Raw genomic sequence first — 26,519 nt, 5'->3', positions numbered from 1 at the left:
CACAAAGGAAAAAGAAGAGGACACGGAGGACACAAAGTGAAATGTTGACAGAGCGCTTGCCAATACAAAACTTATGATTATATTCGTAAAAAATAATAACCTATACAACAATAGGATTTAAAAGCTCAATTAAAGTAAAAATTTGATTCCAGCAAACGACATAGTCAAGCGGATAGAGGAGATCAAGTATTACGTTTCGGTGGCCAATTTTGATGCGGCCTTGAAGCGGCTGATCGACCTTACCCGTGATTTTTGCCAGGATCAGGAAAATACAGCTCTACTCATCAGCAGCACCTACTACGTCGTCTACCAATCTGAACTCAACGGCGTAATCGACTTCAAAGAAGCGGTGAAAGAAAAAAATGGCGTGGCCCTGCGTATCTTAAACACGCTTCCATTGATCACCCAAAACCTCTCCGCCGCATGAACGAGCAGCTAGAACAACGAGCAGCGAGCATCCTGGAGCTCTTGCGACAGCAACCAGAGCGCGGAGCCGATCTTTTGATTGATTTCAGCAAACAATACGCCGCAAATCCACAATTGGAAGATGAAGCCATTCTTGCCAAGCTACAGTGGATGATGGCGCCAGATGATGTCGATAAAGCATCAGCTTTGCAACAATTGGAAGCCTTGACGCAAAGGGTGGTACAAGATTACAATCCCGTCGCTCTGAACGCCATGCGAGCCAAAGAAAACGCCCTGACCGAACGCATGAAGATTTTGCCAGTGCCCAATGCCCTGGTTTTGCAAGCGAGTGGTTTGCGGAAAAGTTATGCCAGCAGCAAATTCAGCCTGGAACTGGAGAAACTGGAGTTGCGACTGGGTGAAATCACCGGCTTGGTGGGGGAAAACGCTACGGGCAAAACCACCCTGTTCCGCATTTTAGCGGGCGAACTGGCTGCCGATGCCGGGGAACTGCGCTACCCGCTGTTCAGCGCCAAACCAAAACCTTTTTGGCCACAGCTAAAAAACCACATTGCCTACGTACCACAAGAACTGAGTCCCTGGCTGGGCTCCCTCTCCGAAAACCTCAGTCTGGAAGCAGTACAGCATGGCCTAAAAGGAGAGGAGAATCAAAAGGCCGTAAACTACATCGTACAACGCCTGGGCCTGGCCCCACATCTGGACAAAAGCTGGGCCGAACTCTCCGGGGGCTACAAGTTGCGTTTTGCCCTGGCCAAGGCCCTCATCTGGAACCCCCAACTTCTGATCATCGATGAGCCCCTGGCCTATCTGGATGTAAAAACCCAGCTGATTGTACTGAATGATTTAAAAAACCTGGCCCACAGCCTGCGGCATCCATTGGCCATTTTGCTCAGTTCGCAACACCTGCACGAGGTTGAAGCAGTGGCGGATCACATGTTGTTCATGCGCAATGGACAGGTGGAAAATCTGGGGCATAGCCAAGACTGGGGCAAAAACCGCCGGGTGAATGTATTTGAATTTGGTTCAACGCTCGACTATAGCGCTTTGACTGCGGCCTTGCAGGGCCTGGCCTACCATAAGCTCTGGCACAATGGCCTGAATTGGTTACTATCTACCGACTTGAGTGTATCGAGCCAGGATTTTTTGCAGTTCCTGAGCCAAAAACAAATGGTGATCACCTATTTCCGCGACATCAGTTCTTCCGTCAAAACCCGCTTTTATGAAGAGTATATCTAAGTGGCTGGTACCTGTTTTTTTGCAGCGCTTGGACCAATACCTGCGGGAGCGTTATCCGGTGATTTGGTACACTGGGGTGCATTGGGTCTTATTTTATAGTTTGGTTGGTGCGCCACTGTTGTTTGGAGCGGGCTTATTGTATCCGGTGCATTGGGCGACAAGAGAGTTTGTGAATAAAAAATACATAAATCTGGATCAGTGGGTGGTGGATCCGATCAAACCTATTGAGTTCGCTTATGATGGATTGTACGTTTATCCTTTGCTGTTGGTAGTGGCATTTGCTTGTATCTGGATGTATCGGCAATTTCAAAACAGGCCATTTTTTTATCACATTCAGCAAAGTGTGGTTTGCTTATTGATTTATGCGGGATGCTGTTGGGTTTTATGCGGGATCACTGCGGCGGCTTTTCGGATGGGGACAATTGTTAAAACAGCGTGGCTTTGGATGCCGGAGCGGGATTTGCAGGATTTTAAACAAAGTGGAATTTATCCGTATGGGTTTGTATTCCTGGCAAAAGATACTACAAGTTTCATACCTGCAGATACTTTATCTTTCTTTAGGAAACGTGAAGAGGTGTTTAAACGTATTAGGGACAAAGAAGGAACTTGGCTGAAATCGCGTTATCGAACGGATAAAGTTTATTGGGAAAAGCGGTTTATCTCTGTAAATCTGGAGTTTCCGTCGGCTAAGTCATTTCAGTCATATTTATTGAATCGATCTGATTTATCGACCTTATCAGACCGATCGGATTTGTGGTATCGGTCGTTTCTGTTTGATCGATCGATTTCGTTATACTGGACGAATCAGCCGTATCGGTCGTATCTATCGTTTCGAACGAATCAGTTTGATCAGTCGTATCTATCCTATTTGTCGGATAGGTCGTATCTGGCGTTTCTATCTTATCTATCGGATCAGACGGATAAGTCGTATGTATGGAATCTTTCGTATCTTTCGAACCGATCTTATTGGTCGGATCAGTCGTTTCTATCGTATCGGCCGGATTTGTCAGATCTGTCTGTGCTATCCACTTATTATAAAGTTACCCATAATCGGATAAAGCACCCAAAAGCATCTGCATACAAACTGATCAATAATAATGATACTTTTTATAAAAATAATCGGCTAGTTGTTATTCCAAGTTTACCTAATAAGATTGAAGATGCAGTACGTTGTGTAGAACATGCCCGACAGTTTTTAAAAGAGGGGATTTTTTGGCGTTATTTTTGGCATTTGCCTTATTACCTGTTTTTAATAGGGGCATTGTTGCTTTTACTGCCCTGGGTATCCGCACACAATTTGTTTCAGCTGGTGATTATGATTTTTCTTGCCTGGTCTGGTTTACAAGTTTTTGAAGTGGAGGATATGGATAGATATGAGGCGGTTTGGAAATTGATTCACCTTATAACATATCTGGCGATGCCTTTGATGGGGCTATTGCTTTTACTCGGGATGTTGTGGCAACAGAAGCAAGGTTACCTATTTTTCGCCGCCGTAAATATGGTGTTCTTGGGAGTGTTTCTCATCTTACTGGGCGCATTGAACTTGGGCGAATGGGACACTTTTTACCCAATTGGCTTCCCCATCGATACTGCCTTTTACGGTGCACAACTAATCGGCCTGCTAGCCGCCTGCATTGTCCCCTACGTCCAAGCCATGCCGAAGACGCGGTGAAGGATGAGGGGCTTAACTTTTCGATTCAGCCACTACTGTATTTTCAGATGCAGTTGTGGCAGGCCTTTGCCCCTTCAAGAAAAAAATCAACTCAATCACCCTCATTTTGGAAACCTCCTGACCTACTTTTTCTTTTACTTTTTTTTGCAGTTCATCAATACCTTCGCTACTGACGAGTTGTTCACAATAAGCCAGATAAGCCAAATAATGGTCTACGTCTTCAACGAGATAGGAGTGGGGTTTTCGGCCCAGCAAATACCTACACACCCGGCTGTCCCAGATAGGGAAGCGTTCTGGATCGATAAAGTGTAGCAGTTTGGAGCTGCCCACCAAGGAATTATTGAAGCATTTTTTCAGGGTTTCCAATTCAGGTTTACCAAGGCTACTTCCAGATTTGGCCTCATTCAATATCCCTGTCGCATCGTCCAGGTGATTTGTGGCTATTTCGAGGATGGTTGGCATCCAGCTGTAAGTAAAGGATATTCCGATTACAACGTGGTGCCTTGAAATTGGTCCTTGTATAGCTTTGAAGTAGTTGATGAATTCCTGATAGCTCGTAAAATATTCTTTCTCTTTGCCGATTTGCAGTGATTCGGCTTCTTGGATTAATTTTGAAATGGGGAAGTTGTCAAGGAAATTGTTCAACATAAAGGTTCGATTTTATTGAATTGATGTACGTATTTAGCGCCCATCCACCTGCGGTGGCTATTGTATCCCAGTTTTTTTACCACAAAGACACAAAGACACAAAGACACAACATTTTAGCGCTTAATGTCTTTGTGTCCTTGTGCCTTAGTGTCTTCGTGGTGAAAAATCCCGCCACAGGCGGCTGCTAAATAGTTACGAATTGATAAAGTATTTCGTTAGAAAAAATTCCCCCTCACGCCCTCAAAATCCTTTTCAACGTATCCAACATCGCCACCTTAAAACTCTCATCCTGCGACAACAACCGATAAAGGTCCAATTCGTTCTTGCGTTGTTTGCCCATCACGTCGTCAAAAATCTTTTTGAAAGCAATCTCCCGGTGAACCAAGCCGTAAAACCTTACCGCCCCCCAATTTCCCCCATAATCTCCTTAAAACTCTCAATTCCCGCTTCCAAGTTCTCAATGATTTCAAAGGCCAATACATCCGGATCTGGCAGATTATCCAGATCGGTCAGGCTATCGTCTTTGAGCCAGGAGATGTCGAGGCTGGTTTTGTCGCGGGTGACGATGTCGGTGTAGCTGAACTTGCGCCAGCGACCTTCCGGATTGGTTTCGGGGTGGTAGGTTTCCTGGCGGCGTTGGAGATTGCCGGGTTTGTAGCAAGCGATAAAATCCTGTAAATCCTCGTATTTGAGTGGGTTCTTTTTGAGGGTGAAATGGATGTTGGTGCGGAAATCGTAAAACCAGATCTCTTTCGTCCAGGGCTCGCGAGAGGCGGATTGGTTGTCAAAAAACAGCACATTGGCCTTCACCCCCTGTTTGTAGAAAATGCCCGTGGGCAGGCGCAGGATGGTATGTAGATTGGTCGTTTCAAGTAGCTTTTTGCGGATGGTTTCCCCCGCTCCACCTTCAAACAGCACATTGTCAGGCAGTACTACAGCGGCGACTCCGGTTGATTTCAGCAGGGTTTTGATGTGTTGTACAAAGTTGAGCTGTTTGTTGCTGGTGCTCACCCAAAAATCGGAGCGGTTGTAGGTCAGGTCTTCTGTATCCTGTTCGCCCTCGTCGTTGGTGAAGGTCATGCTGCTTTTTTTGCCGAAGGGCGGGTTGGCCAGCACGTAATCCACCCGTAGACCGCTGTCGGAAATCAGGGCATCGGCGGGGGAAATAAAATTGTCGCTTTCAAAATCGCCGATGTTGTGCAAAAACAGGTTCATCAGCGCCATGCGGCGGGTGCCCGCTACAATCTCGTTGCCAAAAAAAGTCTGGTGCTTGAGGAATTCCTTTTGCTCCCGATCGAGGGTGTAGTGCTGCGGATCGGCGATGAAATCGTAAGCAGCCAGGAAAAAACCTCCGGTACCACAGGCCGGGTCGGCAATGGTTTTCATGGGCTCGGGGCGCACACAGGCCACCATGGCGCGGATGAGCGCACGCGGCGTGAAGTATTGCCCGGCACCACTTTTGGTGTCTTCTGCGTTTTTTTCCAGTAGCCCCTCGTATATTTTGCCCTTGATGTCGGCGCCCATGGTGCTCCATTGCTCCTTGTCGATCATGTCGATGAGGCGGTAGAGCTTGGCTGGGTCCTGGATTTTGTTTTGGCTTTTGGTGAAAATTTGCCCCAAAATGCCCCTGGATTGGGAGAGCTCACGCAAGAGGATGGAATAATGCACTTCTAGTTCAGCTCCCCGTTTTTCAGTCAGGCTTTGCCAGTTGTATTCCAGAGGGATGGGCAATTGGCGGTTGTAGGGCGGGCGACTGAACTCGTCGGCCATTTTTAAAAACAACAAATAGGTTAGCTGTTCCAGGTAATCGCCGTAGCCTACGCCGTCGTCGCGCAGAACGGTCATGAAGCTCCAGACTTTGCTGATGATGGAGGAGGTGTTATTGGGTTCGTTGCTCATTTTGTTGTAGTATTTGTCTGAGGGCATTACCAATGGCTTTGCCAATGGGCTCAAATTCAGTTTGACTAAAAAAATTGGTTTTGGCATTGTTGCACCAATAGCAACTCCACACCAGGTTGTCGATCTGATCATAGGGCAGTTCTGGTTGGATTCGATCCAACTCCAGACGCCTTCCTCGTCGACCGCCTCTGGTGGCATCATTGCGCACTTTGGTTCTTTGTAATTCAAAAAGCCGCTCACTTTCCTGAGGTGTAAGGCCGCAATGGGCACAAACTTCTGGAATTTGACGGAGGTGATCCTGCACTTGTTCAAAAGTAACCTTTGGGGTAAAACCAGTCAGAAAATTACCGTCCTGGTCTTTTTTGGCTTTTTTTCGTAGGAAGACTTCTTTTAATTCCTGCTCGTTCATTTATCACTTTTTTTATTTTTTACAATTTTGCCTGTCGTAGCCTTTAGTCGCTCCGCCCGTATCCGCTCCAGCAACACACTGGCGGGCTCATCATTGGGGTCTTGTGGCACCAGCTGCCCAGCGAAGGCTTTTTTCAGGATGCTTTGGCGCAGGGCCTCGGCTTGTTGTAAGCTTTGCAGAATGGTTTCTTCAAGCTTGTCACAGACGGAGAGCCGGGATTCGATGGCGGCGACAATTTGATTTTGCTCCTCCAATGAACATATTGGCAATGTTATTAATATCATTCTTGTTAGTCCCAAGTCTTGATTACCAACGCCATGTGTGTATTTCTGAGATTGGTTATAACAATGTTGTGAATTCAATACATGCTGTAAATAAAAAGGGTTGATACTGGGCAAATGTTTTAATACTGCAACATGAACCCATACATTGAACTCAAAATCATAAGTATTAACTCTTGCAATTCCGGTGGTTCCACCTTTTGTGTACAGGATATCGCCCTTTTCGGGTTTACATCTTTTTGATAATTCTTCATGTAATTCAACTGATATATACTTTGCTTTTTTAAAATCTATCCCGTCTTGTTTAATATTTCCTCCAGAAATAAATGGAATTCCACTTTCTTGATAGGATGGACTATAATGAGGACCATCTTTTACTGACCATATTAAATCATTAAGCCTTGCCCAAGCCATTTGAATTGGGAGTTCAGGCAATTCTGATAATTCTTCGGAACTTATTGGTTGTGTGTCTTTAAGCTTTATTCCTTTTTTTTGACATACCTCCTTTTTTTCAGATTTCAGAAGTGTTAATATCTCTTTACCGTCTGGTAGTGTTTTTTGTTGGGCTCTCCATACTTCTGTCAATTTCCCTTCAAAGGCCCATTTTAGCACGGCTTGGCTGTATATTTTGAGTTGCTGTTGGGCGGTTTTGAGGCTGGCGATGCCCCGATCAAGGCTGGTGAAGAGGGCTTCGATTTTGGCGACTATGCGGTGTTGTTCGGGGAGGGGGGGAAGGGGGATTTTTTGAGAAAAAACATCGCTGTCTCTTACTGCTGGGTAAGAAGTACCTGTTTGCAATTCATTCAATGGTTGCAAAAAAGACTGGGAAAGAGTAAGGTAAAACAAGAACTTAGGATTAGTGGCTACTGGATTACCCCTAATGACAGTGAAACCCGATGAAGCAATTTGTCCATCGTATAATTTGGTTTCAACTTGAGCAATATTTCTTAGATATGTTCTGACCGTTGAAAACAGAATATCATCTTTATGGACTATTTGTTGAGCTCTTGAAGGAGCATCCTTCCATGTATATTCTTTATGGCGGATTATTTGATTGGTTACGCTGTCGATTGCACCTATGTCTAAATAAATTAGTTTGCTTTCAGGTTCAACGTTTTTCCGCTGAACAATTTTCGCTTTTTCACAAACTTTACCCAATTCTACTTCCACCCACCCTTCAGGCAATTCCATCCTTTTACTCATTCCAATTGTCCTGTTTTTGAATCAAAAATGCGGTTCAATTGTCGTGACAGTGGCGCGACAATTTTCAATCCTCTGCAATCTCATTCATTTAAGCCCGTGAACTTGGGTCAAGTGCGTTTAGCGCAGCATTGTGCTGAGGTCTGTCAACCCCCGACATAGGTCCGATTGGTTCTGTTTTGAGCAACGGGAGCCCCGTTAGGGGCGCAATATGGGTAGTAAATGGTGATTTCCGGAGTTTCCCGAGTCCCGTAGGGACGTGATGTGGGCATCATAGCTATCTAAATACCCACATCACGTCCCTACGGGACTCGGGAAAACATCGGGGCTGTTGTTTACTACCCATATAGCGCCCCTAACGGGGCTCCCGTTGCGTGAAAAGAACAGAACCAATCGACTCTGCCTTCAGGTGCTGGGGGTTCTGAGACAAATGCACGCTACCATATCGATTCCGCGACAAAAAACATTGGCCCATTTGCACAAATTTCAAAAATTACGGCCTCAAACTTAAGTTAAAATAATGTGAGTTTGGGGATTTAGCACTTAAATAGACGCTGAATTGTGTCGACACTGTAGACACAATTCAGTATCGCTTACGCGGCCAGCACCTCATTCAACTCCTCAATAATCCCCTCCATCTCTGTCCCAAACAGCTGCCACATTTTCCCCCGCCCACCTTTCGCGTCAAAGGGCGTGAAATCCAGGTCGTCCACCTCCAGGTGTACCGAAGTAGCGATGTGTTCTTTGAGGAGGTAGAGCCAGTCCATTTGTTCGCGGTTGAACTTGAGCGCACCCGCCTGCTTTTTGAACAACCACTGCTGGAAGTTTTTGTCCACCGTTTTATCATAAGCAGTTAGCAGTGGGTCGATGTCCAGGATGCGGCGGATCAGGCTGACCAGGGCGACGATTTCGTTTTTGGGTTGGCCGCTGGCTTTTTCCAGTTGGGCGTAGGCTTGCCAGACCTTGCCGGGGGCCAGGGCGGGTTTGTTGCGTACGATCCGCTCGGCCAGGTCTTTGAGCATTTTGAAGGTCAGCTCGCGGCGGCGGTAAGGCTGATCGTAGAAAATTTGCAGGGCGGTGATTTCGTCCCGATGCTCGCTGATCCAGCTGCGGAAGTCTTGCACCACCTGTTCGGCGGCCACTTTTTGGTCTTGCACCCAGCCACTTTTGATCACCTGATCGAGGTTGTGGGTATCGATGATCTGGTCGAGTTTGCGGCGCACATCCACGATGAAATCGCGCAAATCGGGGCTGTTGAATACGGCTACCGCGCGCTCAATAATGGCTTCGTGTTGGTCCTGGATTTGTTGTTCAATTTGTGCCGGGGCCGTCCCAGGTTGGGCGCTGCGCAGTTGTGATTCCAGGCTTTCCAGTACATCGGGGTCGTAAGCTTGCAGCAATTGTTGGGCCACCTGGTTGATGCTTCTGCCTTCAGCTTTTTCGGCAAAAACCTGGCGCTCGTACTCGCTGATTTGTTTGTCCATGCGCAGGAGGCGATTGGCCAGGGTGCTGAGTATTTCTTCGCTACGATTGCCCACGGCTACGTTTTGCAGCACCTCTTTGAGCGAGAGGTGGGGGGCGTGTTCCAGTGGGCGACTATCGGTTTTGAGGGATTGTTCCACCCCAATCGCGTCGATGATCACGAAATGGTCTTTGGCGTATTTGGCACTCGGTGAACATTTAACTTTGAGTTCTTCCAGGGAGCAGGTGCGGGTGCCCCGGCCTTTCATCTGCTCGTAATAACTGCGGCTTTTGACGTCGCGCATAAACAGCAGCACTTCCAGCGGCCGCACGTCGGTACCCGTGGCGATCATGTCCACCGTGACGGCAATGCGGGGATAGTACTCGTTGCGAAAGGAGGACAGGATGGTTTTGGGGTCTTCTTTGCTTTGGTAAGTGATTTTTTTGCAAAAATCGTTGCCCTCGGCAAATTCTTCGCGCACGATCTCGATGATGTCTTCGGCGTGGCTGTCACTTTTGGCAAAAATCAACATTTTGGGCACCTCGAACTGGCCTTGTGGGTCGTAGCGATCGGGGAACATGGTAGGCAAAAGCTTTTTGACGGCCTGCGCGATTACCCGAATCGTGCTGGGATTGACCACGTCTTTGTCCAGTTGTTTGGCGCTGTAGGTCACGTCTTCATCGATCGTTTCCCAAAATTTGCGGCGACTGAGCCGCTCCCGTTTGTCAACTACCTGCCCCATGCTGAAGCCCGCTCCGGTATTACCAATATGGGTTTCAATGCTGTAAACATTGTACGGCACCAATACGCCATCTACCACCGCTTTTTCGTAGCCATAATCCGACACCACGTTTTGGTTGAAATATCCAAAGGTCCGGTTGTCGGGCGTGGCAGTCAGACCCACCTGAAAGGCGTCAAAATAATCGAGCACCTGCTTCCAGAGGTTGTAAATGCTACGGTGGCATTCGTCGATGACCACCACATCAAAAAACTCGATCGGAATTTTGGGATTGTACACCACGGGCAAGGGCTCGCGGACGGTATTGCGGATTTCGTTGGGGTTTTCTTCTTCGGCACTTTCGTCCAGTTCGCTGCCCTTGAGGATGGAATACAAACGTTGGATAGTGCTGATGTACACCTGGCAATCGGCAGGGATGAAGGAACTGCTCAGGCGGGTGATGCCGTACAATTCCGGGAAAAGGCGGTTGTCGTCCTGGGGTTGGTATTTGCGGAATTCACCTTCGGCCTGTTCACCCAGGTTTTTGGTGTCCACCAAAAACAGGATACGATTGGCGCGTACGTGTTTGAGTAGGCGGTACACGGCGGTGATGGCGGTGAAGGTTTTCCCGGAGCCCGTGGCCATTTGTACCAGGGCTTTGGGGCGATTTTGTTTGAATGAACTTTCGAGGTTATTGATGGCTTCCACCTGGCAATCGCGCAAGCCAGTAGTGTCGAGCAGCGGAAAATCTTCCTGCATGCGCCGCCGAATCGACTTGGGTTGGCGGAGCCATTGTTGCAGGGTTTCAGGGCGGTGAAAAGTGAATACTTCGCGGTAACGTGGTTTGGCATCACGGCTGTCCACAAAACGAGTGATCACGCCCGTGCTCAGGTACAGGAAGGGTAGCGGAGCATTGTTCAGGCGTTTGAGTTTGGCTTGGGCATAAGCTTCCACCTGGACTTCGTGCGCGGAGAATTTTTGGCCTTCTTCTTCCCGTTTGGCTTCAATGACTCCAACGGGTTTAGCGCCCACAAAAAGCACATAATCAACCGGACCAACGTCGGTGGGGTATTCCCGCACGGCTACACCCAGCCCTGCGGCCAGGTTGAGCTTTTTTTGATCCTGAATCAACCATCCTGCCGCCAGTAACTGCTGGTCGATTTGGTCACGGGCGCGTTGTTCAGGATTTTGGTTGATCATGTGGTTCTTGATTTATTAGGAATTTAGAAGCTTATGGGGTTGGTGTATAAAGGTAGAGAATAACATTTATGTGAACAATTTAATCTCGGATAATTGCTGTTGTTTTATGTGGGGTTGTATTGCTGCAATCAATTTTCCCGCCGACCAGAAGATATTTTTAAATGTTAATCGGGAATACATGCAATTATTTCTTCTTTGAATTTTAAAATTTCTGAAAGCTTTGCGTTGATCTTCCGAAATAGGTCTTCAAAAGATTGTTGTTCGATTTCAGTGTATTGATATTTGAAATGAGTTCCATATTTAAGAAAGGACTCGCGCTTCTTTTTGCTTAGATATGCTGCGTCAAAAAATAGATTTTTTTCCAATAACTTTTCGGCAAATTGTTTTCCATAATTTCCATTCACAAAGCTTCTAAATTGATTGTCTTCAATTTGAATCCCAATGGTGTACTTAATATTTTCAGCCTTAAGGATTGTGAAAAAAAAGTCAAGTGTTGCTTTTTTATTATTTACACTATAATTAAGGGTAATAGGAAGTTTACCAAACAAATCTTTGTAGTACCCACTATTTGAAAAGCATTGAATAAGGTGGCTAGCCCTGAGCTTTTGATACCCTTCCCAAAGTTTGGATTCATTTAAAATTTGAAACAAATCACCTTTATGGCTTTTTGCAAAATCGTACTCCTGATTGACTTTTAACTCCATCGCTATTTCTGCAAGCTTTGATGTAAAAGCCTTATAATCTTGGATTAAATTTTGAAAGTAAATCTTTTTATGTGGGTCATTTTCATTTGATACGAAATTTTCCGGTATGATCCTTTGAGATAATTCTAGGTAAGAAACAGTTTCCCAACCTTCAAATTTTAAATCATTTTGCCAGAATAAAGTGACCAGAATATATTTAATGGTATTGTCATCATTAAAGGATTCCTGAATTCGACTAAGTTGGGATTGGGTTGGGAAATCTTTTATTTTGTTTTCAATAACGATTATTGGCTTTTTTTGGTGGTGAATGGCCAAGTCTATGATTGCCTTTTTTTCTTTTCTCCCTTGCCTATATTCTCGAGAAAAAATGGTGCCATCATCAATAACAAATTCCTGATCAGAGAAAAGTTTAAGCATCTCCACCGGATTTAATTTTTTCAACCAATACCAAAAATTGGTATGAAACAGTTCTCTTGAAGAAACGAACATGTAAAACAGTGGACTTTTTTTTAAGTCACGAATCAATTCAGTTAATTTCATTTTATCATTTTTTTATTACAATTCATTTACGAAAATCTTGCTCAAAGGTTTCATTCTCAAAATGTCTTTCCCGAAATCCAAATTAAATAGGTAGCAAAAGAAATTCAACAGGGTTATCAACGCCTAATTTTTTAAGAAAAGCAGCTTGAAATAGTGGAGCGCACTTCATCCACCTTGCCAAAGGGATAGGCGGTTTTGTGATTCCATGCTTTTACGAGGAATGTGGTAAAAAGGTTACACCGTGTTGGGTTTTGCAAAAATTTTTATTTTTATGCGATCGAAAAAAAGGCAATTAAGATGTAATCTATTTGTTTTTTCAACGTAAATCAAGCAAAAAGCCAAGGAATTATGGCCAAACAAGCAGGGAAATCGATACAGACAGCAGCCAAGGTCATTTTTGCTGCATTTCTGATTTTAAAGGAAAATGGCGGCGAAATGCGCAGTCGCGATATTCAGGCTTTGATCCCGTCCAAGGTCAACCTGACAGAGTGGGAAACTGAGCGGTATGAAAAAACGGGATATACCCGCTGGATTTCGATGCTGCACTTTTACAGTGTGGATTGCATCAAGGCGGGGTTTATGCAGAAACAAAAAGGCCTTTGGATTTTGACGCCGGAAGGAGAAGAAGCCATGAAGCTTGGTCCCGAAGAGATGATGCGTACTGCAAGCAAGGCTTATCGGGTCTGGAAAACCAGCAGTACCGACGCAAAAGAAGAAAAAGAAGTGGACTCACCGGAGGTAGTTGATTCGCCACAACAGCAAGTTGCCCTGCTGGACCAATACGAAGAAATGGCGCGGGAAGGTATTCAAAACTACATCAATGCCAAAAACCCCTACGAATTCCAGGATTTGGTGGCTACACTGCTGCGCGCCATGGGGTATTTCATTTCCTTTAATGCCAAAAGAGGGAAAGACGGTGGGATTGATGTGGTGGCGTACTCTGATCCGCTGGGGACCAGGGAGCCGAGGATGAAAGTTCAGGTGAAGCATCGCCCCAATGACGCGGTTTCGGTAGATGTGGTCAAACAACTGGTGGCGAATTTGAACAAACCAGGGGATGTGGGCTTGTTTGTGACTTCGGGAAGGTTTACTTCGGAATCGGAACGTTATGCCCGTGAATCTCATCGGCATGTGGAGTTGATTAATTTGGAGCGTTTTGTCAGTCTTTGGCAGGAGTTTTATTCCAAAATGACGGATGAGGAGAAGAATATGCTGCCGCTGCAGCCGATTTATTTTTTAGGGGTGAATGGGTAGGGGCGATTAGAGGTTGAGAATGGTAAGTTCAAGCGCCTCCACGGTTGGTAAAACTCCAGAATAATGAAAAAACCTCCGTTCCTCATTGTTTTTCACCATAATTAAACAAAAGAGAAACAATGTTTTCCAATTCGACATCTTCTTCATTGCTAAAAACAATAACCCCTACATTGTTATTGGTATCATAGTACATTTCCGTTGTAACCCCTTTTTCTCCACCATTGTGTCCCAAAACATTTCTTCCTCGTATGGTATCATAATAAAAGGATAAGCAAAATTCAGTACTTCCAAATTGCAAGGTTTTCATCGCTGCCATGCTAGCTGGCGTCAAGATTTGGGTGTTATTGAAGTTGCCATTCTGAATCACCATTCTTAAAAATTTCGATAAATCTAAAACGGTGGTTCGCAAACCGCCATTGGGATAGTCAGGAAAAGTATAATGCGGATTCGGACTGCTGATATCCGGTGAATAGGGTATTGCCAATTCTGATATAGGCGTATTGGCCAACCTCCATTCTGTTTTGGTCATTCCTAAAGGCGTGAAAATATTGTTCATGCAATACACATCAAAGGGGGTTTTTGAAATCCTTTCTACTAAATATCCGATAAGTGCCGATCCCAAATTGCTATAATCCTCCGCTTTACTGGGCGCTTTATTTGAGAAGTTATTGGCCGAGAAGTACTGACCTGTATTTGTGAATACGGCCTTGAAATATTGATCTAAGGACATTGGGCAGTCTATTCCGTAACAATCTAAGGTCAAAGTTTCCTGGAATTTATCGGAAATGCTAGACCGATGACTTAGTAGCATTCTCAGGGTTATTTTATCATTGGGAAAACTTGGATTTCGAACTGAGAAGGGAAGATACTGGTTAATATCATCATCTAGTTGGATTGAATTTTGTTCTACCAATTTCATTACAGCCACTGCTGTAATGGTTTTAGAAACCGACGCAATTAAATACCTTGTATCGTCGGTTGCCAACTTGTTATTCTTTGTATCCGCAAAGCCCAAAGCTCCACTGTGAAGCATTTTATCGTTTTTTACGACACAATATGCGATTGAAGTTGTGTTGCTTTTTTCAAATTCCGACTTCAATTTTTCTTCAAGTTCTTCTTTTGAATTTGCCGTAAGGTCGGCCTCTTTCTGACAAGACCATACGCTCAAAAGCAAAAAGCCAAGTAAGATTGTCAGCATTCTATTTTTCATGATTTTTAATTTAGTGATTGTTGTGTGTATTTCCGCTTTGGTTGAGCGTGTCCAATTAACTACCCCCCCCATCCCATTCCAAATAACTTACCAAATTTCGAATAAGCGGCGTCATCATCTCACTTCTTTCAAAATTTTGCGTTGTCATATCCTTCCAATAATGTATCGTGAATTCCTGGATTACATAGTCTTCGATTAAAATCGGTTTCACTTTTTGCCAATAGTTCATAAAATCCCTTTCGTTGGATTGCTGTGCAATTGCATCCAATATCATCTCCATGAGCGTGAATTTTTTATCGTCGTCTTTTAATTGGGCATAATGAACAAGGTAGGCTTGTATGTCTGCTGGGTTCCCTGGGGTATAGGATAAACCCGCCATTGAGTCCCAATGTGGAATTTTTTCCCTGAGATTAAGTTCAGTGGCTAATTCATCTAGTGCTTTTTTTGTTGAAAATCTAAATGGTGGATTGTCCATTGGTTTTATTTATTGTTATTCCGGGAATGTCTAATGAGGATGACCCGAAAGTAGATTTTAGGGTATACAAAACGGGGATGTTGGTGTAAAAATAAATACGATTGGGAAAGGGTGCAAATGGTGCCCCGTAGAGACGTTGCATGTAGAGACGTTGCATGCAACGTCTCTACGCGTACGCCTGCACGCATGACGCCTACACGCGTAACGCCTGCACGTGCGTGCCCAGAGACGTTGCATGCAACGTCTCTACGGCGGGGGGGATGGTGCATAAAATTTGTCGGTCTGCCAATTGGCGGGATTGTTGACGATGTAATCCGAGATGCGTTGGTATTCCGCATCGTTGCGAATAATGTGGTCATAAAAACGGGGCTGCCATCCATTGGGTAACCCTAATCGGTTGGCGTGTTTGGTTACGGCTGATTTGTAGGATCGGATAATGATTGGGATGGTATTGGATTTGGGGGATATGGCGGCCATTTTTTCGTTATTGGGGGATTTGGGGTTACGTGTTGTAGAGACGTTGCATGCAACGTCTCTACGGGGGTTGTGCGCAAAAACGTTGCGTGTAGAGACGTTGCATGCAACGTCTCTACGGGGGCCGGTTTGTTCAATATCAATATCCCATGGATGTGATTGGGCATCACCACAAAATCGCCTAATTCCACAAATGATTGATGGTATGGGATTTCATGCCATTAAAGGTCCGCGATTACTCCAGTATTGGACAAATGCATTTTCCCATCCGCCATTTCCCCGAAAAAATGCGCACGATCCTGGGTGCAAATGGTGATGAAATACGCCCCATTCCAGCCATAATCCCACCAATAGGCCCGGGCAGAAGGAATGCGGTATTTGTTTTGGTATTTTTCCATGCCAAAATGAAAATTACCCTGGTCAGGTTTGGTTCGGTCCGGTTCGGGCCGTAGAGACGTTGCATGCAACGTCTCTACACGCGCAACGTCTCTACACGCACGCGCAACGTTTGCGGAATTGGGTCAACCAATAATAATTTGTATTGGAAATGTAAGGCAAGGAAAGGTAGAGACGTTGCGTGCAACGTCTCTATGTGTAAAAAGTGGTCCCTGTAGGACTTGAACCTACGACCCCCTGATTATGAGTCAGACGCTCTAACCACTGAGCTAAGGGACCCAAAAAAGAAACGTAAATATAGACAAACTTGCCACATCGGGCAAGTGCAATCACACCATATTGTGGAAATAGTTGAGGATATCCTCGTCTTCGTCCATTTTATCGATCAGTTTTTCCACGTCGGCTTTTTGCTCCTCGGTCAGTTCTTTGGTGACGTTGGGGTTGCGTTCAAACTCGGCGCTGACCAGTTCCACACCCCTTTCTTCGAGGGCTTTTTGCATGGCGCCGAAGTTTTTGAAACCTGCGTAGATCACAATACAATCGTCTTCGGGAAATAGTTCCTCCAGGCCGTGGTCGATCAGTTCCAGTTCCAGTTCTTCGATGTCGATGCCTTCGGCTTTGATTTTGAATACACTATCGTGGGAGAAGATAAAATCGAAGGTACCCGAGCTGGCCAATGAGCCGCCGTACTTGGAGAAGTAGCTGCGCACGTTGGCAACGGTGCGGGTGGGGTTGTCGGTAGCGGTTTCCACCACGAAGGCGACCTTGTGGGGGCCGTAGCCTTCGTATACAATTTCCTTATAGTCGGCAGAGTCTTTGCCCAGGGCCTTCTGAATGGCGCGATCGACGTTGTCTTTGGGCACATTCAGGGCTTTGGCGTTTTGGATGGCAATTCGCAGTTTGGAGTTGGTCTCCGGGTCAGGACCAGCTTCTTTTACAGCAATTGTAACATCCCGGTTTACTTTGGTGAAATTTTTGGCCATACTGGCCCAGCGCTTAAGTTTACGCCCTTTTCTAAATTCAAACGCGCGACCCATATCCTGTTTAGTTGTTAGTTGACCTTTTATGTTGTTCGATAAACGGCTGCAAAAATACCATCTTGTGGCGTAGGAGTAAAGGAATCGGGATTTTTTTTTAGGATTGGAACCAATTATCTTTGTTAAATGCAGCTTAATCGTTCTGAAATACAGCCAAAAATCAGTCCACTGGGCGATCAGGGGCTTTTGCTCGACTGGGGTGGGGCGCTAGATCCAGTGGTGCACCAGCAGGTTCAGGGCTGTTGGCAGCGTTTGACGGCGATGGATTTGCCAGGGGTGCTCGACCTGATTCCGGCGTACAACACTTTGGCCATCTTGTGGGACCCGGTTTTTTTCTTTAAAAATTACCCGCAGCAGCTGCCTTTTGAGTTGGTCAAGGCCTGGATTTTGCCAGTTCTGGCGGAAGATATGGCGCATACTGCGGCGACGAGTACACGTACGGTAGCCATCCCGGTTTGTTTTGAGCCGCCCTATGCCTTGGATTTGCTGGAACTGGCGGAGCAAAAACAACTCCCTCCGGCGGCCTTCGTCGAGCGTTTTTGTGCGCGGACGTATCAGGTGTATTTGTTGGGCTTTTTGCCGGGTTTTGCGTACATGGGTACGGTGGAGCCCGAGCTAGCCAGTCCGCGGCGGGCGGTACCCCGGGCGCTGATTCCGGCGGGTAGTGTTGGCATTGCTGGGGCACAAACGGGTATTTACCCATTGGATTCTCCCGGGGGCTGGCAGGTGATTGGGCGTACGCCCTGGCGGATGTTTTTGCCGGAGGAGGAACCACCGGTGCGATTGAGGGTGGGGGATGAGGTGCGGTTTTATGCGATTGGGGTGGAGGCGTTTTTGAAGGAGCAGGAGAAAGAAATAAAGGTGCCTTGAACCTAGCTTTTAACTCCTTAGGTGTAACTTAGGTGCCTGAGGTTTCTTAGGTGGTGAAGAAAAACGTGCTTTCACCACCTAAGAAACCTCAGGCACCTAAGTTACACCTAAGCAAGGCCAAATAACTTGCCTACTCCTCCTTAAACCACCCCGCATACATCACATAATTGTTCGCGATCCGCTCGATGGTATCTTTGAACGTTTCCGCGCTGATGGCTTTGACCTTTTTGGCGGGTACGCCAGCGTAGATGTGGCCAGCTTCCAGACGGCTATTTTCCAGGACTACGGCCCCGGCGGCGATCAGCACATTTTCTTCCACTACCGCGTGATCCATCACGATGGCGCCCATGCCCACGAGCACATTGTCGTGGATGGTGCAGCCGTGGACTAGGGCGCGGTGGCCGATGGATACATTGTTGCCGATGGTGGTGGCGGCTTTGAGGTAGGTGCAGTGGATGATGGCGCCGTCTTGCACATTCACCTTGTTGCCCATTCGGATGGCATTCACATCGCCGCGGATGACGGCGTGAAACCAGACGCTACAATCTTCGCCCATCACTACATCGCCAACAATAACGGCATTTTCAGCCAGGTAACAATTGTCGCCAAATTGGGGGGCAATACCTTTTACGGGTTTGATCAGAGCCATATTTATTGGTTGAGGGAGGTTGAGGAAGTTGAGGAAGCTTGTATTTCATTCCTTCAGACAGGCCGATTTTTGTTGACCATAAGAATCGGCTGTGCTCAAATTTCCTCAGACTCTTCCTGATTGTTGTTCGTTTCAAGGATGGCCAGGGCCTGTTCGGCGTCTTCCGCGCGTACGTACAAATCGACCTGCGCCCATTCCAGGTGCAGGATATTGCTGGTCAGGGAATTGGTGACAAAACTGGGGATCTGTTGATTGCGCAAGATGGCCTTGGCCAATTCAGCTTGCCAGCTGAACGCGTAGCGTTGGATGCGGACCGTTTCAACATCCGGTGTAAAGGCCTGCTCCAACAACTCGTCCAACTTGCGGTCGGCGGCGGCTTCTTCTTCCCAGTCGAAATGGTCTAAAATATCGTCAGTTGGCATGATCCAAGTTTAAAGACTAAGTTACAAAGGCCGTTTCTTGTATGCAAGTTCATATTCGGTATATCCACCCAACAAAAAAGTCAGCAAGTAGTTGCCCGCAATTTTGGCTCCATTGCTGTTGAAGTGCGTATAATCGAGGTTGGCCAGTTTGGGGCGACGCCTTTCTACCCATTCCACCATCGAGTCTTCGCCGCCCATTGCCTCATAAAAGCTGAAAAAGCCGCAACCTTTGTCCATCGCCGATTGCCGCTGGGCCTCGGTGATGCGGTAAACGCTGGGATCGGAGTGCATGACCGCCCCATCTTTGATCGACTTGTCGGAGGGGCCAATCAGCAGGATCGGCACGCCAGGCATGGCTTTTTGGAAATGTTCGATGACCTGGTTCATTTCACGGGTGTACCAGCTGTAGTCTTGGAGTTTGGCATTGAGCACGTTCAGTCCGTATTGCAGGATGATCAGGTCGTAATCCAGGGCGGTCTGGAAACTGCTCAGTTGTTCCTGGCTGATGCGCATCAGGCTCCGGCCGGAGTTGCCGCGCAGGGAGAAGTTGTCCACAATCACGCCGTTTGGGGTTTCCAAACTCACGCCGTACAAGGGCAGTGACCCCGGTATTTTGAAATCGGCCCGTACCCTGGTGGTCATGGAGTCGGCCAAGGTAACACTGTTCAGAATTTCGCGCCCATCCAACAGGATTTCCCGGCTGCGGCCATTGTAAGTACTGGTGACTTTGCGGGTTGTTTGGGCCAGGCTATCGCCCTGAGCTTGGCCGTAAAACAAACGCACCGAGGAAAAACTACGGGTACCATAAAAACTTTTGCTGGCGCCCCATTCCGACCAGTGGTGTACGGAGATGGGTTTGGGGGGCGGCGCAGTATCAATGACCGCTGTTCCATCAATGGTGTCCTTGGGTACAATCGGCCGAGGGAACAAGGCCCGAAAGTTTTCACCGGAAATCCCGAAGGGGAAACGCCCGGGGTCTTTGTCGATCACCGTTTTGCGCTGCCAATTGTTGGAAAAACTCAAACGTACCGACTGCCGGAAACCAGGAATGGGATTGTCGATGCCCACATAACCAACCCCCTTGCCGCCAAAACGTTTTTGGAGGCTGTCGCGAAAAGTTTGGCAAATGAGGTCGCCCTCAATGGAAGAGTCGCCGTAGTAGGCAATGCGGATCTGGCTTTTGCGCTGGCGTAGTTTTTCAAAAAAATTGGCCAGGTAGGTCAAGCCATGGAATTGGTCGTTGGCGTCGTAGGCACTGATCTGGACCTCAGCAGTGGGGTTGACCACGGGCGCAATCGGTTTTTTCGCCTTGGCTTTGGCCGCGTCGCGCTGCTTGTTTTTGGGTTGGGTGCTGCGCAAAGACTCATAAAAGTTGTAGCCCCGCAAATTGTCTTTTAACCCGGGAATCCGGTCATGTACAAAGGGGTAAGCCAACAAGCACAATGCCGCCAATACGATCACCAACCAGGCTCGGCCAAAAACGTTCTTTTCCATACGATTGCTACTAAGGAACAGTTCCTAAGACTGGGCGAAAATAAGAAAAAACGCAACTATTTAGCAGCCGCCTACGGCGGAATTTTTTACCACAAAGGCACAAAGACACAAAGACATTAAGCTCTAAAATGTTGTGTCTTTGTGCCTTTGTGTCTTTGTGGTAAAAAATTGAGTATAAAACCCACCGCAGGTGGATGGGTGCTAAATAGTTACGAAAAAACTAGTTTTACTTCACCCGAATTCTAGATCCCACCTTACATTCCTCAGTACTCAAATTGTTGAGCTTCTTCAAGCCATCAATGGAGGTTTTGAACTTTTGTGCCAAACTTTCGAGGGTATCCCCTTCCATTACCAGGTGGTATTGCGGGGCAACAACGGAGCCCGCAGCACCTGTGTTTTGGGCACCCGAATTGGGTACTGGGTTAGATTTGCCAAAAGGATCGCTCCCACCCGGATTGGTCTTGTTGACGGATGTGGTACCCCCGGTCGTGTTGGTATTTACCTGGGTAACTGGAGGTTTGTTTGCTGGAACTTGAGTTTTGGCTCCGCTGTTTGTGGAGGTCGTAGCTGGAGGAACAGTGGAAGTATTGGCGCCATTGGTGATGACAGGTGCTTTGGTTTGGGGCACCGTAGGCATTGGCGTTGGTTTTTTATCGGGCTGGTCACTTTTCAGTTTTGGCTGCTTCTTGGCTTTTCCTCCACGGATTTTGACCTCCGCATTTTCGGCAGGCTCCTGGCCGTGGCTCATTTTATTGCGGATATAGAGTTTGTCCAGGTCGATGGCATACAGTATCGAAATGTCGATCATCCCTTCTCCTTTGCGCACTTTGTGGTAGGTCTCCTGGCCGCGCCAGCCTTTGGGCTTGGACTGCAAAAATACCCGGGTACCCGCTTTGAGCGGCTCGTCTGCACCGCTGATGTGGGGGTTGTGGTGCAGCAGGGATTTGGGAGATACATATTGCTTGGAGGCAATGTCTTTCAGGGTTTGTCCGGCACCAGCGACGATGAACTTCACATCGTTGGTGGATTGGGGTACCCCTACCACTAAAACAGGCTTGGCTTTTTCAGGTGAATCAGGCTGGGTAAGGGTGGGCAAAGTGCCTATTTCGGACAACAAGTCCTGATAAGTAATTTCGTCGTAACGGTGCAAATCCAGGTCTTCAATCAGTTTGATCAGTTTGCTGGGGTAACCGGGGTCGGTGGCGTAGCCTCCTTTTTTCAAACCTTCCGCCCAACCTTTATAATCCGTACGTTTGAGTTCGAACAAGGGTCCATAACGCTCTTTTTTGGCTGGGTTCATCAGGAAAGCTGAATGATCGCGGTAACACTGCTCGGCGCTACCATACACGCGGAAGCAGGATTTGATGAGCTCCCCTTTGTCGTTGAGGTCATCGTCCTCTTTGTAATAGCCTTCCCCATTCCAGTCTTTGCCACATTTGATGCCAAAATGGTTGTTGGCCAGACGCGACAAATCACTGGTTCCCCAACGCGACTCCAACAAACCCTGGCCCAATTTGATGCTGGCGGGGATGCCGGTGCGTTCCATTTCTTCTACGGCCAAGAGGCGATACCGCTCTACATAGGCCATTTTTTCTTCCATGTCCTTGGGTTGCGCATGGGCGCATCCGTACACCAAAAGGGACAAACAAATCAATAGGCTGTTTTTCAAAAAAATCATGAGCAAGGGATTGTTTTTAGACTTATACCTGGTCAATGTGTTTTCAACGGCGGCGAAAAGTTAAACAATATCAGTCGATTGATAATTAAAATTTTTTTAACGTTGCAGAAAAACATGTGAGTGGTAGTGCTGTTCCAGGCTTTGGAACCGAAATGAAAAAAGTCATGCAAATAAGTGTACAATTTTTAGACCAAACTCGATTCATTGACCTGGCTGCACCGCTCGACATCAGTATGCCACTGGTGGCTGGAGAGGGCAATGCCAACTGTTTTTATGCCCCTTATCCCGAATTTTGGCCCGTCGAAGCGCCCGAATTTGGTTTCATCGGCGATACCAATCGGGGCGGCGCAGTCAATTTTTACAACCTCAAAATCAATCCCCATGGCAATGGCACCCATACCGAGTGTGTAGGGCACATTGCCCGCGAAAAATATACCATCCATCAGTGCTTGCGCCGCTTCCATTTTTTTGCCAAATTGGTTAGTGTTTGGCCGCAGCGGTTGGACAACGGTGATCGAGTCATTTTGCGGCAACAATTGGAAGATTTGTTTGTTACCCATGTGCCAGAAGCGCTGGTAATCCGCACTTTGCCCAATGATGAGCACAAATTGCGGCAAAATTATTCTGGCAGCAATCCGCCCTATGTGCACCACGAAGCCATTGCTTTTTTGGTGGATCGTGGGGTACAACACCTGCTTCTGGATTTGCCTTCGGTGGATCGGGAAGAGGACGCTGGGGCTCTATTGGGGCACAAAGCCTTTTGGCAATACCCCGATGATCCACGGAGTGAATGCACCATTACCGAGTTGATTTACGTGCCTTCGGAAATACCCGATGGCGATTATCTGCTTAACATTCAGATCGCTTCTCTTGAATTAGACGTCAGTCCAAGTAAACCTGTACTTTATGCTTTGAAAACATAGCAACGTCATGTATAAGCCAACGTATTACTCCAAAATCTACCGCACTTTTATGAGCCTGGAAGAAACGGCCTTCCAGGAGCAGATTCGTTTTTTTGAAGAAAATGAAAAGGAGATTCGCGAACTGGATTTTGAGGAGTATTTCGAGGTGCTGGCGACCTATGTTACGGCCTTGTTTGAGGTGGGTGCTTACCGCGAGCATCTGTTGATGGTAGATGTAGTGATTGAAACCTCGATCATGAACAATATAGTGGAATACAAGGGAGAGGATCTTTTTCGGCGGATGTTGTTCCGCAAAGCGGCCTCCTTGTACCATACGGGCCAGTTTCAAAAGGCAGAGCACGTATTGGCCGAATTATTGCGCATGGATCGGGAAGATCATGGCGCTATTCTGTTTTTGAAAAAATGCTTACGCACCCATTACCCGCAAATTCGCAGCAATGCTCATGCGGTGGCGGTGTTTTTGTTCCTGCTCACCGCCTTTGTGATTGCGATAGAGGTGCTGCTCATCCGGCCTTTTTATGAGATGCACGCCAAAACAGTGGAAATGTCCCGCAACTCGATTTTTGTGATCGGGATTTTGTGTGTGCTTTTTGGGAATTTGTACCATCGGCTTTTGGCGGAAAGGGAGGTGCGGGGCTTTTTAAAGGCTTTGCGGAAGGAGAAATAATTAGGGCTTTCCTACCATCGATTAAAGAATGTCTGCCTTAGGTGTCTCTCAGATGGTTCAATTATAAATATGCGGCTACGCCGCTTGCTTTTTCACCATCTAAGACATCTAAGAGACACCTCAGGGGCATTGCCTTCTAAGATGCCCTTAGATGCCTTAGATGGTTCAATTAAAAATGCCTAATTGGTGAAGCAGAACGCTTTACGCCCAAGCCTTTTCCCCCACTTTGTACTCCACACAACCATCAAATCTTCCTGGAATGGGATTGTAGCGCAGTGCCTTGGTCACCCCGATTTCGGAACTGAAATACGCAAAAGTGGCCAGTTGTTTGATCAAGCTAAAATAATGCGGCGGAGCATCGGTTTCTTTACTGCTTTCGTAGGCAGCAGCAGTTTTATCCATATCCAAAAGGAGTTCATACCGTTGTACCGCATTCAAGGCATTGAAGCTGTTGTTGAATTGGGTTTGGCTCTCTGTCTGGATTTTTTTCAAACCTTCTACAAAGATTTTTTGCTCCCTTTCCTCGTAACAATCTTCCACAATGAGCATCATGAAAGCACCCGCCCCGGCCTCTTTTGCACCCGGAGAGTCGGTGGTATTGGGCAGGATGGTGTCAGCGATGTCGTCCAGCAGTGCTTCGTCACCTGCTTGAAACAGGGCACTTTTAGCGGATGATTGATTACTTGGGGCACAACCACTCAAAATGGCTTCCGCGCCGATGATGGCGCCACCGAGTAGGAGGGAGGTTTGGTAGAGTGCTTGTCTGCGATCCATAGGGATAAGTTGAGGAGTTGAGAAGTTGAGAAGTTGAGGCTACAGCGAGCGACTTAGAAAAGGACATTGTCAAAATCGCTCGCGGTAGCCTCAACTTCTCAACTCCTCAACCAATTATAGTTTTCCTGCTTTCAATTCCGCAACCGCATGATTGGCTGCCCGCGCAGTCAGCGCCATGTACAAAATCGAAGGGCTCTGGTTGCCAGTGCTGGTCATACAAGCGCCGTCGGTGACAAAAACGTTTTTGCAGTGGTGCAATTGGTTCCATTCATTGAGCAGCGAAGTTTTGGGGTCGCGGCCCATGCGCACCCCGCCCATTTCGTGGATGTCCAGGCCGGGAGCTTGTTTGTTGTCGTGGGTGCTGATGTTTTGGCAACCCGCTACTTCAAGCATTTCGCGACTTTGGGTCAAAAAATCAGCCACCATTTTTTCTGCGTTGTCATCGTAGCCCACTGAGGTGACCAGGAGTGGAATGCCCCACTGGTCTTTTTGATCGGTACTTAGCCGCACGTGGTTGTTTTCGTTGGGCATGGATTCCCCTTGCATGTACATGTAAACTTCCCAGCCACGGGGTTCGGAGAGTGCTTTTTTATAGTCGGCTCCAATGCCCTCGGCGGCATCGCGGCGGGCGCGGTAAGCCCCCATAAAAGTGGTGTAGCCGCCCATAAAATCCGTGTCTTGTTTGCCCAGGTTGCGGAAATTGGCCAGGATACACTCCACCGGGTTTTTGCCGTACACGTATTTGTCTTCATAGCCCGGCATCTCGCCATGTGCGGAGCCCCGGTAAATGTGGAAGCCGATGTATTTGCCCAGTAAGCCATTGTCGTTGCCGAGGCCATTGGGGAAACGTTTGCTTTGGGAGTTCAACAGAATCAAATTGCTGTTCAGTGCGGAGGCATTGACAAAAATGACCCGGGCTTTGTATTCTATCACTTCCTTCGTATTGGCATCGATCACCCTGACGCCGCTGGCTTTCCCCGATTTTTCATCATAAAGAATGGAGTGAACCACCGAGTCAGGACGAATGGTCAGGTTGCCCGTTTTTTTGGCCCAGGGCAAAGTACTGGTGACCGAGCTGAAATAACCACCATAAGGGCAGCCGCGCATACAGAGGTTGCGGCGTTGGCAACGGCCCCGGCCTTGTTCGAGGTGTACCGCATTGGGTTCGGTGAGCTGGGCCCAACGGCCTTGCACCAGGTAGCGGTTTTTGTAGTGCTGGAGGAATTTTTCCTGCAAGGCTTTTTCTACACAGTTCAATTCGATTGGGGGCAAAAACTCCCCATCGGGCATGGCCTCAATCCCATCCTTGTGGCCACAAACGCCGATGAATTTTTCCACATGGCTGTACCAGGAGGCCACATCCGGGTAACGAATCGGCCAATCGATGCCGTAGCCAAACTGGGCTGGTGCCTTAAATTCATACTCACTCCAGCGTTGACAGGCGCGACCCCAGATCAAGGATTTGCCACCCACCTGATACCCCCGAATCCAGTCGAAAGGTTTTTCCTGTACGTAAGGATGATCCTTGTCCTGAACGAAAAAATGGGCAGTATCTTCATTGTAACCCGCCGCCTTGCTGATGAGTGGGTTTTCCTGCTTGTATTGGCGCGGATGGGTATTGCGGTGTTTGAACTCCCAGGGCTCGGTGAAGGCAGTAGGGTAGTCGCTGATGTGTTCGATGTTGCGGCCACGCTCCAGAACCAGGGTTTTAAGGCCCTTTTCACACAACTCTTTGGCCGCCCAGCCACCACTGATCCCCGATCCAATGACGATGGCGTCAAAATCTGGCATATATGTAGGT

Annotated in this window: 24 protein-coding genes and 1 tRNA gene; 7 read left to right on the top strand and 18 right to left on the bottom strand. The window is 47.3% G+C overall.

Annotated features, from left to right (window positions below):
- Positions 1–142 precede the first annotated feature (142 nt).
- From ACO08K_RS11185 to ACO08K_RS11175, 3 genes are read left to right on the top strand one after another with little or no spacing between them, the layout of a single operon-like run.
- A complete protein-coding gene (locus tag ACO08K_RS11185) occupies positions 143–427 on the top strand; it encodes a hypothetical protein (RefSeq protein ID WP_421796479.1) in 285 nt (94 codons plus the stop codon).
- A complete protein-coding gene (locus ACO08K_RS11180; protein WP_421796478.1) occupies positions 424–1,662 on the top strand; it encodes an ATP-binding cassette domain-containing protein in 1,239 nt (412 codons plus the stop codon). The genes ACO08K_RS11185 and ACO08K_RS11180 overlap by 4 nt, the downstream gene beginning before the upstream one ends.
- Positions 1,646–3,334 (top strand): hypothetical protein, encoded by a 1,689-nt coding sequence (locus tag ACO08K_RS11175; RefSeq protein ID WP_421796477.1) that lies wholly within the window; start codon positions 1,646–1,648, stop codon positions 3,332–3,334. The genes ACO08K_RS11180 and ACO08K_RS11175 overlap by 17 nt, the downstream gene beginning before the upstream one ends.
- Before the next feature lie 12 nt (positions 3,335–3,346).
- On the opposite strand, the gene ACO08K_RS11170 is transcribed toward ACO08K_RS11175, so the two are convergent.
- The 6 genes from ACO08K_RS11170 to ACO08K_RS11145 form a co-directional block, all read right to left on the bottom strand.
- Complete coding sequence (locus ACO08K_RS11170) at positions 3,347–3,982, bottom strand: hypothetical protein (RefSeq protein ID WP_421796476.1); 636 nt, start codon at positions 3,980–3,982, stop codon at positions 3,347–3,349.
- A gap of 396 nt (positions 3,983–4,378) precedes the next feature.
- Positions 4,379–5,908 carry an N-6 DNA methylase gene (locus ACO08K_RS11165; protein WP_421796475.1) on the bottom strand — a complete coding sequence of 510 codons (1,530 nt, stop codon included), beginning with the start codon at positions 5,906–5,908 and terminating at the stop codon, positions 4,379–4,381.
- A complete protein-coding gene (locus ACO08K_RS11160) occupies positions 5,862–6,290 on the bottom strand; it encodes a hypothetical protein (protein WP_421796474.1) in 429 nt (142 codons plus the stop codon). The genes ACO08K_RS11165 and ACO08K_RS11160 overlap by 47 nt, the downstream gene beginning before the upstream one ends.
- Positions 6,287–7,774, bottom strand: a complete 1,488-nt coding sequence (locus ACO08K_RS11155; protein WP_421796473.1) for a restriction endonuclease subunit S — start codon at positions 7,772–7,774, stop codon at positions 6,287–6,289. Before ACO08K_RS11155 ends, ACO08K_RS11160 begins: the two co-directional genes overlap by 4 nt.
- A 590-nt stretch (positions 7,775–8,364) precedes the next feature.
- Positions 8,365–11,151, bottom strand: coding sequence for a DEAD/DEAH box helicase family protein (locus ACO08K_RS11150; RefSeq protein ID WP_421796472.1), 2,787 nt, complete (start codon positions 11,149–11,151; stop codon positions 8,365–8,367).
- 164 nt (positions 11,152–11,315) lie between these two features.
- Positions 11,316–12,395 (bottom strand): hypothetical protein, encoded by a 1,080-nt coding sequence (locus tag ACO08K_RS11145; RefSeq protein ID WP_421796471.1) that lies wholly within the window; start codon positions 12,393–12,395, stop codon positions 11,316–11,318.
- Between the two features lie 348 nt (positions 12,396–12,743).
- On the opposite strand from ACO08K_RS11145, the gene ACO08K_RS11140 reads away from it, so the two are divergent.
- A complete protein-coding gene (locus tag ACO08K_RS11140) occupies positions 12,744–13,649 on the top strand; it encodes a restriction endonuclease (protein WP_421796470.1) in 906 nt (301 codons plus the stop codon).
- Between the two features lie 82 nt (positions 13,650–13,731).
- Here ACO08K_RS11140 and ACO08K_RS11135 read toward each other — a convergent pair whose 3' ends face one another.
- From ACO08K_RS11135 to ACO08K_RS11110, 6 genes are all read right to left on the bottom strand, one after another.
- Positions 13,732–14,859 carry a serine hydrolase domain-containing protein gene (locus tag ACO08K_RS11135; protein ID WP_421796469.1) on the bottom strand — a complete coding sequence of 376 codons (1,128 nt, stop codon included), beginning with the start codon at positions 14,857–14,859 and terminating at the stop codon, positions 13,732–13,734.
- A gap of 55 nt (positions 14,860–14,914) precedes the next feature.
- Complete coding sequence (locus ACO08K_RS11130) at positions 14,915–15,334, bottom strand: hypothetical protein (RefSeq protein ID WP_421796468.1); 420 nt, start codon at positions 15,332–15,334, stop codon at positions 14,915–14,917.
- Between the two features lie 246 nt (positions 15,335–15,580).
- Positions 15,581–15,811 (bottom strand): transposase, encoded by a 231-nt coding sequence (locus tag ACO08K_RS11125; protein ID WP_421796467.1) that lies wholly within the window; start codon positions 15,809–15,811, stop codon positions 15,581–15,583.
- A 218-nt stretch (positions 15,812–16,029) separates the two neighbouring features.
- On the bottom strand, positions 16,030–16,206 hold the full coding sequence (locus ACO08K_RS11120) for a hypothetical protein (RefSeq protein ID WP_421796466.1): 177 nt from the start codon (positions 16,204–16,206) through the stop codon (positions 16,030–16,032).
- A gap of 204 nt (positions 16,207–16,410) precedes the next feature.
- Positions 16,411–16,483: transfer RNA gene (locus ACO08K_RS11115), tRNA-Ile, on the bottom strand.
- Positions 16,484–16,533: 50 nt separating this feature from the next.
- Positions 16,534–17,241 carry a YebC/PmpR family DNA-binding transcriptional regulator gene (locus ACO08K_RS11110; RefSeq protein WP_320028456.1) on the bottom strand — a complete coding sequence of 236 codons (708 nt, stop codon included), beginning with the start codon at positions 17,239–17,241 and terminating at the stop codon, positions 16,534–16,536.
- A gap of 126 nt (positions 17,242–17,367) precedes the next feature.
- Between ACO08K_RS11110 and pxpB the strand changes: the two genes are divergently transcribed.
- Positions 17,368–18,111 carry a 5-oxoprolinase subunit PxpB gene (gene pxpB / locus ACO08K_RS11105; protein ID WP_421796465.1) on the top strand — a complete coding sequence of 248 codons (744 nt, stop codon included), beginning with the start codon at positions 17,368–17,370 and terminating at the stop codon, positions 18,109–18,111.
- 130 nt (positions 18,112–18,241) lie between these two features.
- On the opposite strand, the gene ACO08K_RS11100 is transcribed toward pxpB, so the two are convergent.
- The 4 genes from ACO08K_RS11100 to ACO08K_RS11085 form a co-directional block, all read right to left on the bottom strand.
- The gene (locus ACO08K_RS11100) at positions 18,242–18,760 is read right to left on the bottom strand and encodes a gamma carbonic anhydrase family protein (protein ID WP_421796464.1); all 519 of its coding nucleotides are present in this window, start codon (positions 18,758–18,760) and stop codon (positions 18,242–18,244) included.
- Positions 18,761–18,855: 95 nt separating this feature from the next.
- On the bottom strand, positions 18,856–19,182 hold the full coding sequence (locus tag ACO08K_RS11095; RefSeq protein ID WP_421796463.1) for a putative signal transducing protein: 327 nt from the start codon (positions 19,180–19,182) through the stop codon (positions 18,856–18,858).
- A gap of 21 nt (positions 19,183–19,203) precedes the next feature.
- Positions 19,204–20,676 (bottom strand): GDSL-type esterase/lipase family protein, encoded by a 1,473-nt coding sequence (locus ACO08K_RS11090; protein WP_421796462.1) that lies wholly within the window; start codon positions 20,674–20,676, stop codon positions 19,204–19,206.
- A gap of 226 nt (positions 20,677–20,902) precedes the next feature.
- Entirely contained in the window at positions 20,903–22,354 is a 1,452-nt protein-coding gene (locus ACO08K_RS11085) for a glucosaminidase domain-containing protein (RefSeq protein WP_421796461.1), read from the bottom strand.
- A gap of 164 nt (positions 22,355–22,518) precedes the next feature.
- On the opposite strand from ACO08K_RS11085, the gene ACO08K_RS11080 reads away from it, so the two are divergent.
- A complete protein-coding gene (locus tag ACO08K_RS11080; protein ID WP_421796460.1) occupies positions 22,519–23,277 on the top strand; it encodes a cyclase family protein in 759 nt (252 codons plus the stop codon).
- Between the two features lie 7 nt (positions 23,278–23,284).
- Complete coding sequence (locus ACO08K_RS11075; RefSeq protein WP_421796459.1) at positions 23,285–23,944, top strand: hypothetical protein; 660 nt, start codon at positions 23,285–23,287, stop codon at positions 23,942–23,944.
- Positions 23,945–24,145: 201 nt separating this feature from the next.
- Here ACO08K_RS11075 and ACO08K_RS11070 read toward each other — a convergent pair whose 3' ends face one another.
- Both ACO08K_RS11070 and ACO08K_RS11065 read right to left on the bottom strand, forming a co-directional pair.
- On the bottom strand, positions 24,146–24,718 hold the full coding sequence (locus ACO08K_RS11070; RefSeq protein WP_421796458.1) for a gluconate 2-dehydrogenase subunit 3 family protein: 573 nt from the start codon (positions 24,716–24,718) through the stop codon (positions 24,146–24,148).
- A gap of 114 nt (positions 24,719–24,832) precedes the next feature.
- Positions 24,833–26,509 carry a GMC oxidoreductase gene (locus ACO08K_RS11065; RefSeq protein ID WP_421796457.1) on the bottom strand — a complete coding sequence of 559 codons (1,677 nt, stop codon included), beginning with the start codon at positions 26,507–26,509 and terminating at the stop codon, positions 24,833–24,835.
- Positions 26,510–26,519 lie beyond the last annotated feature (10 nt).

Source organism: Haliscomenobacter sp., from assembly GCF_965225875.1.
Taxonomy (GTDB): domain Bacteria; phylum Bacteroidota; class Bacteroidia; order Chitinophagales; family Saprospiraceae; genus Haliscomenobacter.
The sequence above is the reverse complement of the archived record's forward strand: the minus strand, read 5'-3'. Positions and strand labels throughout refer to the sequence as shown.

What these genes read in the sequence shown, in the direction of transcription:
- ACO08K_RS11180 (WP_421796478.1), top strand. Translation starts at nt 424, where the DNA reads ATGAACGAGCAGCTAGAACAACGAGCAGCGAGCATCCTGGAGCTCTTG.
- ACO08K_RS11175 (WP_421796477.1), top strand. Translation starts at nt 1,646, where the DNA reads ATGAAGAGTATATCTAAGTGGCTGGTACCTGTTTTTTTGCAGCGCTTG.
- ACO08K_RS11170 (WP_421796476.1), bottom strand. Translation starts at nt 3,982, where the DNA reads ATGTTGAACAATTTCCTTGACAACTTCCCCATTTCAAAATTAATCCAA.
- ACO08K_RS11165 (WP_421796475.1), bottom strand. Translation starts at nt 5,908, where the DNA reads ATGCCCTCAGACAAATACTACAACAAAATGAGCAACGAACCCAATAAC.
- ACO08K_RS11160 (WP_421796474.1), bottom strand. Translation starts at nt 6,290, where the DNA reads ATGAACGAGCAGGAATTAAAAGAAGTCTTCCTACGAAAAAAAGCCAAA.
- ACO08K_RS11155 (WP_421796473.1), bottom strand. Translation starts at nt 7,774, where the DNA reads ATGAGTAAAAGGATGGAATTGCCTGAAGGGTGGGTGGAAGTAGAATTG.
- ACO08K_RS11150 (WP_421796472.1), bottom strand. Translation starts at nt 11,151, where the DNA reads ATGATCAACCAAAATCCTGAACAACGCGCCCGTGACCAAATCGACCAG.
- ACO08K_RS11145 (WP_421796471.1), bottom strand. Translation starts at nt 12,395, where the DNA reads ATGAAATTAACTGAATTGATTCGTGACTTAAAAAAAAGTCCACTGTTT.
- ACO08K_RS11140 (WP_421796470.1), top strand. Translation starts at nt 12,744, where the DNA reads ATGGCCAAACAAGCAGGGAAATCGATACAGACAGCAGCCAAGGTCATT.
- ACO08K_RS11135 (WP_421796469.1), bottom strand. Translation starts at nt 14,859, where the DNA reads ATGAAAAATAGAATGCTGACAATCTTACTTGGCTTTTTGCTTTTGAGC.
- ACO08K_RS11130 (WP_421796468.1), bottom strand. Translation starts at nt 15,334, where the DNA reads ATGGACAATCCACCATTTAGATTTTCAACAAAAAAAGCACTAGATGAA.
- ACO08K_RS11125 (WP_421796467.1), bottom strand. Translation starts at nt 15,811, where the DNA reads ATGGCCGCCATATCCCCCAAATCCAATACCATCCCAATCATTATCCGA.
- ACO08K_RS11120 (WP_421796466.1), bottom strand. Translation starts at nt 16,206, where the DNA reads ATGGAAAAATACCAAAACAAATACCGCATTCCTTCTGCCCGGGCCTAT.
- ACO08K_RS11110 (WP_320028456.1), bottom strand. Translation starts at nt 17,241, where the DNA reads ATGGGTCGCGCGTTTGAATTTAGAAAAGGGCGTAAACTTAAGCGCTGG.
- pxpB (WP_421796465.1), top strand. Translation starts at nt 17,368, where the DNA reads ATGCAGCTTAATCGTTCTGAAATACAGCCAAAAATCAGTCCACTGGGC.
- ACO08K_RS11100 (WP_421796464.1), bottom strand. Translation starts at nt 18,760, where the DNA reads ATGGCTCTGATCAAACCCGTAAAAGGTATTGCCCCCCAATTTGGCGAC.
- ACO08K_RS11095 (WP_421796463.1), bottom strand. Translation starts at nt 19,182, where the DNA reads ATGCCAACTGACGATATTTTAGACCATTTCGACTGGGAAGAAGAAGCC.
- ACO08K_RS11090 (WP_421796462.1), bottom strand. Translation starts at nt 20,676, where the DNA reads ATGGAAAAGAACGTTTTTGGCCGAGCCTGGTTGGTGATCGTATTGGCG.
- ACO08K_RS11085 (WP_421796461.1), bottom strand. Translation starts at nt 22,354, where the DNA reads ATGATTTTTTTGAAAAACAGCCTATTGATTTGTTTGTCCCTTTTGGTG.
- ACO08K_RS11080 (WP_421796460.1), top strand. Translation starts at nt 22,519, where the DNA reads ATGCAAATAAGTGTACAATTTTTAGACCAAACTCGATTCATTGACCTG.
- ACO08K_RS11075 (WP_421796459.1), top strand. Translation starts at nt 23,285, where the DNA reads ATGTATAAGCCAACGTATTACTCCAAAATCTACCGCACTTTTATGAGC.
- ACO08K_RS11070 (WP_421796458.1), bottom strand. Translation starts at nt 24,718, where the DNA reads ATGGATCGCAGACAAGCACTCTACCAAACCTCCCTCCTACTCGGTGGC.
- ACO08K_RS11065 (WP_421796457.1), bottom strand. Translation starts at nt 26,509, where the DNA reads ATGCCAGATTTTGACGCCATCGTCATTGGATCGGGGATCAGTGGTGGC.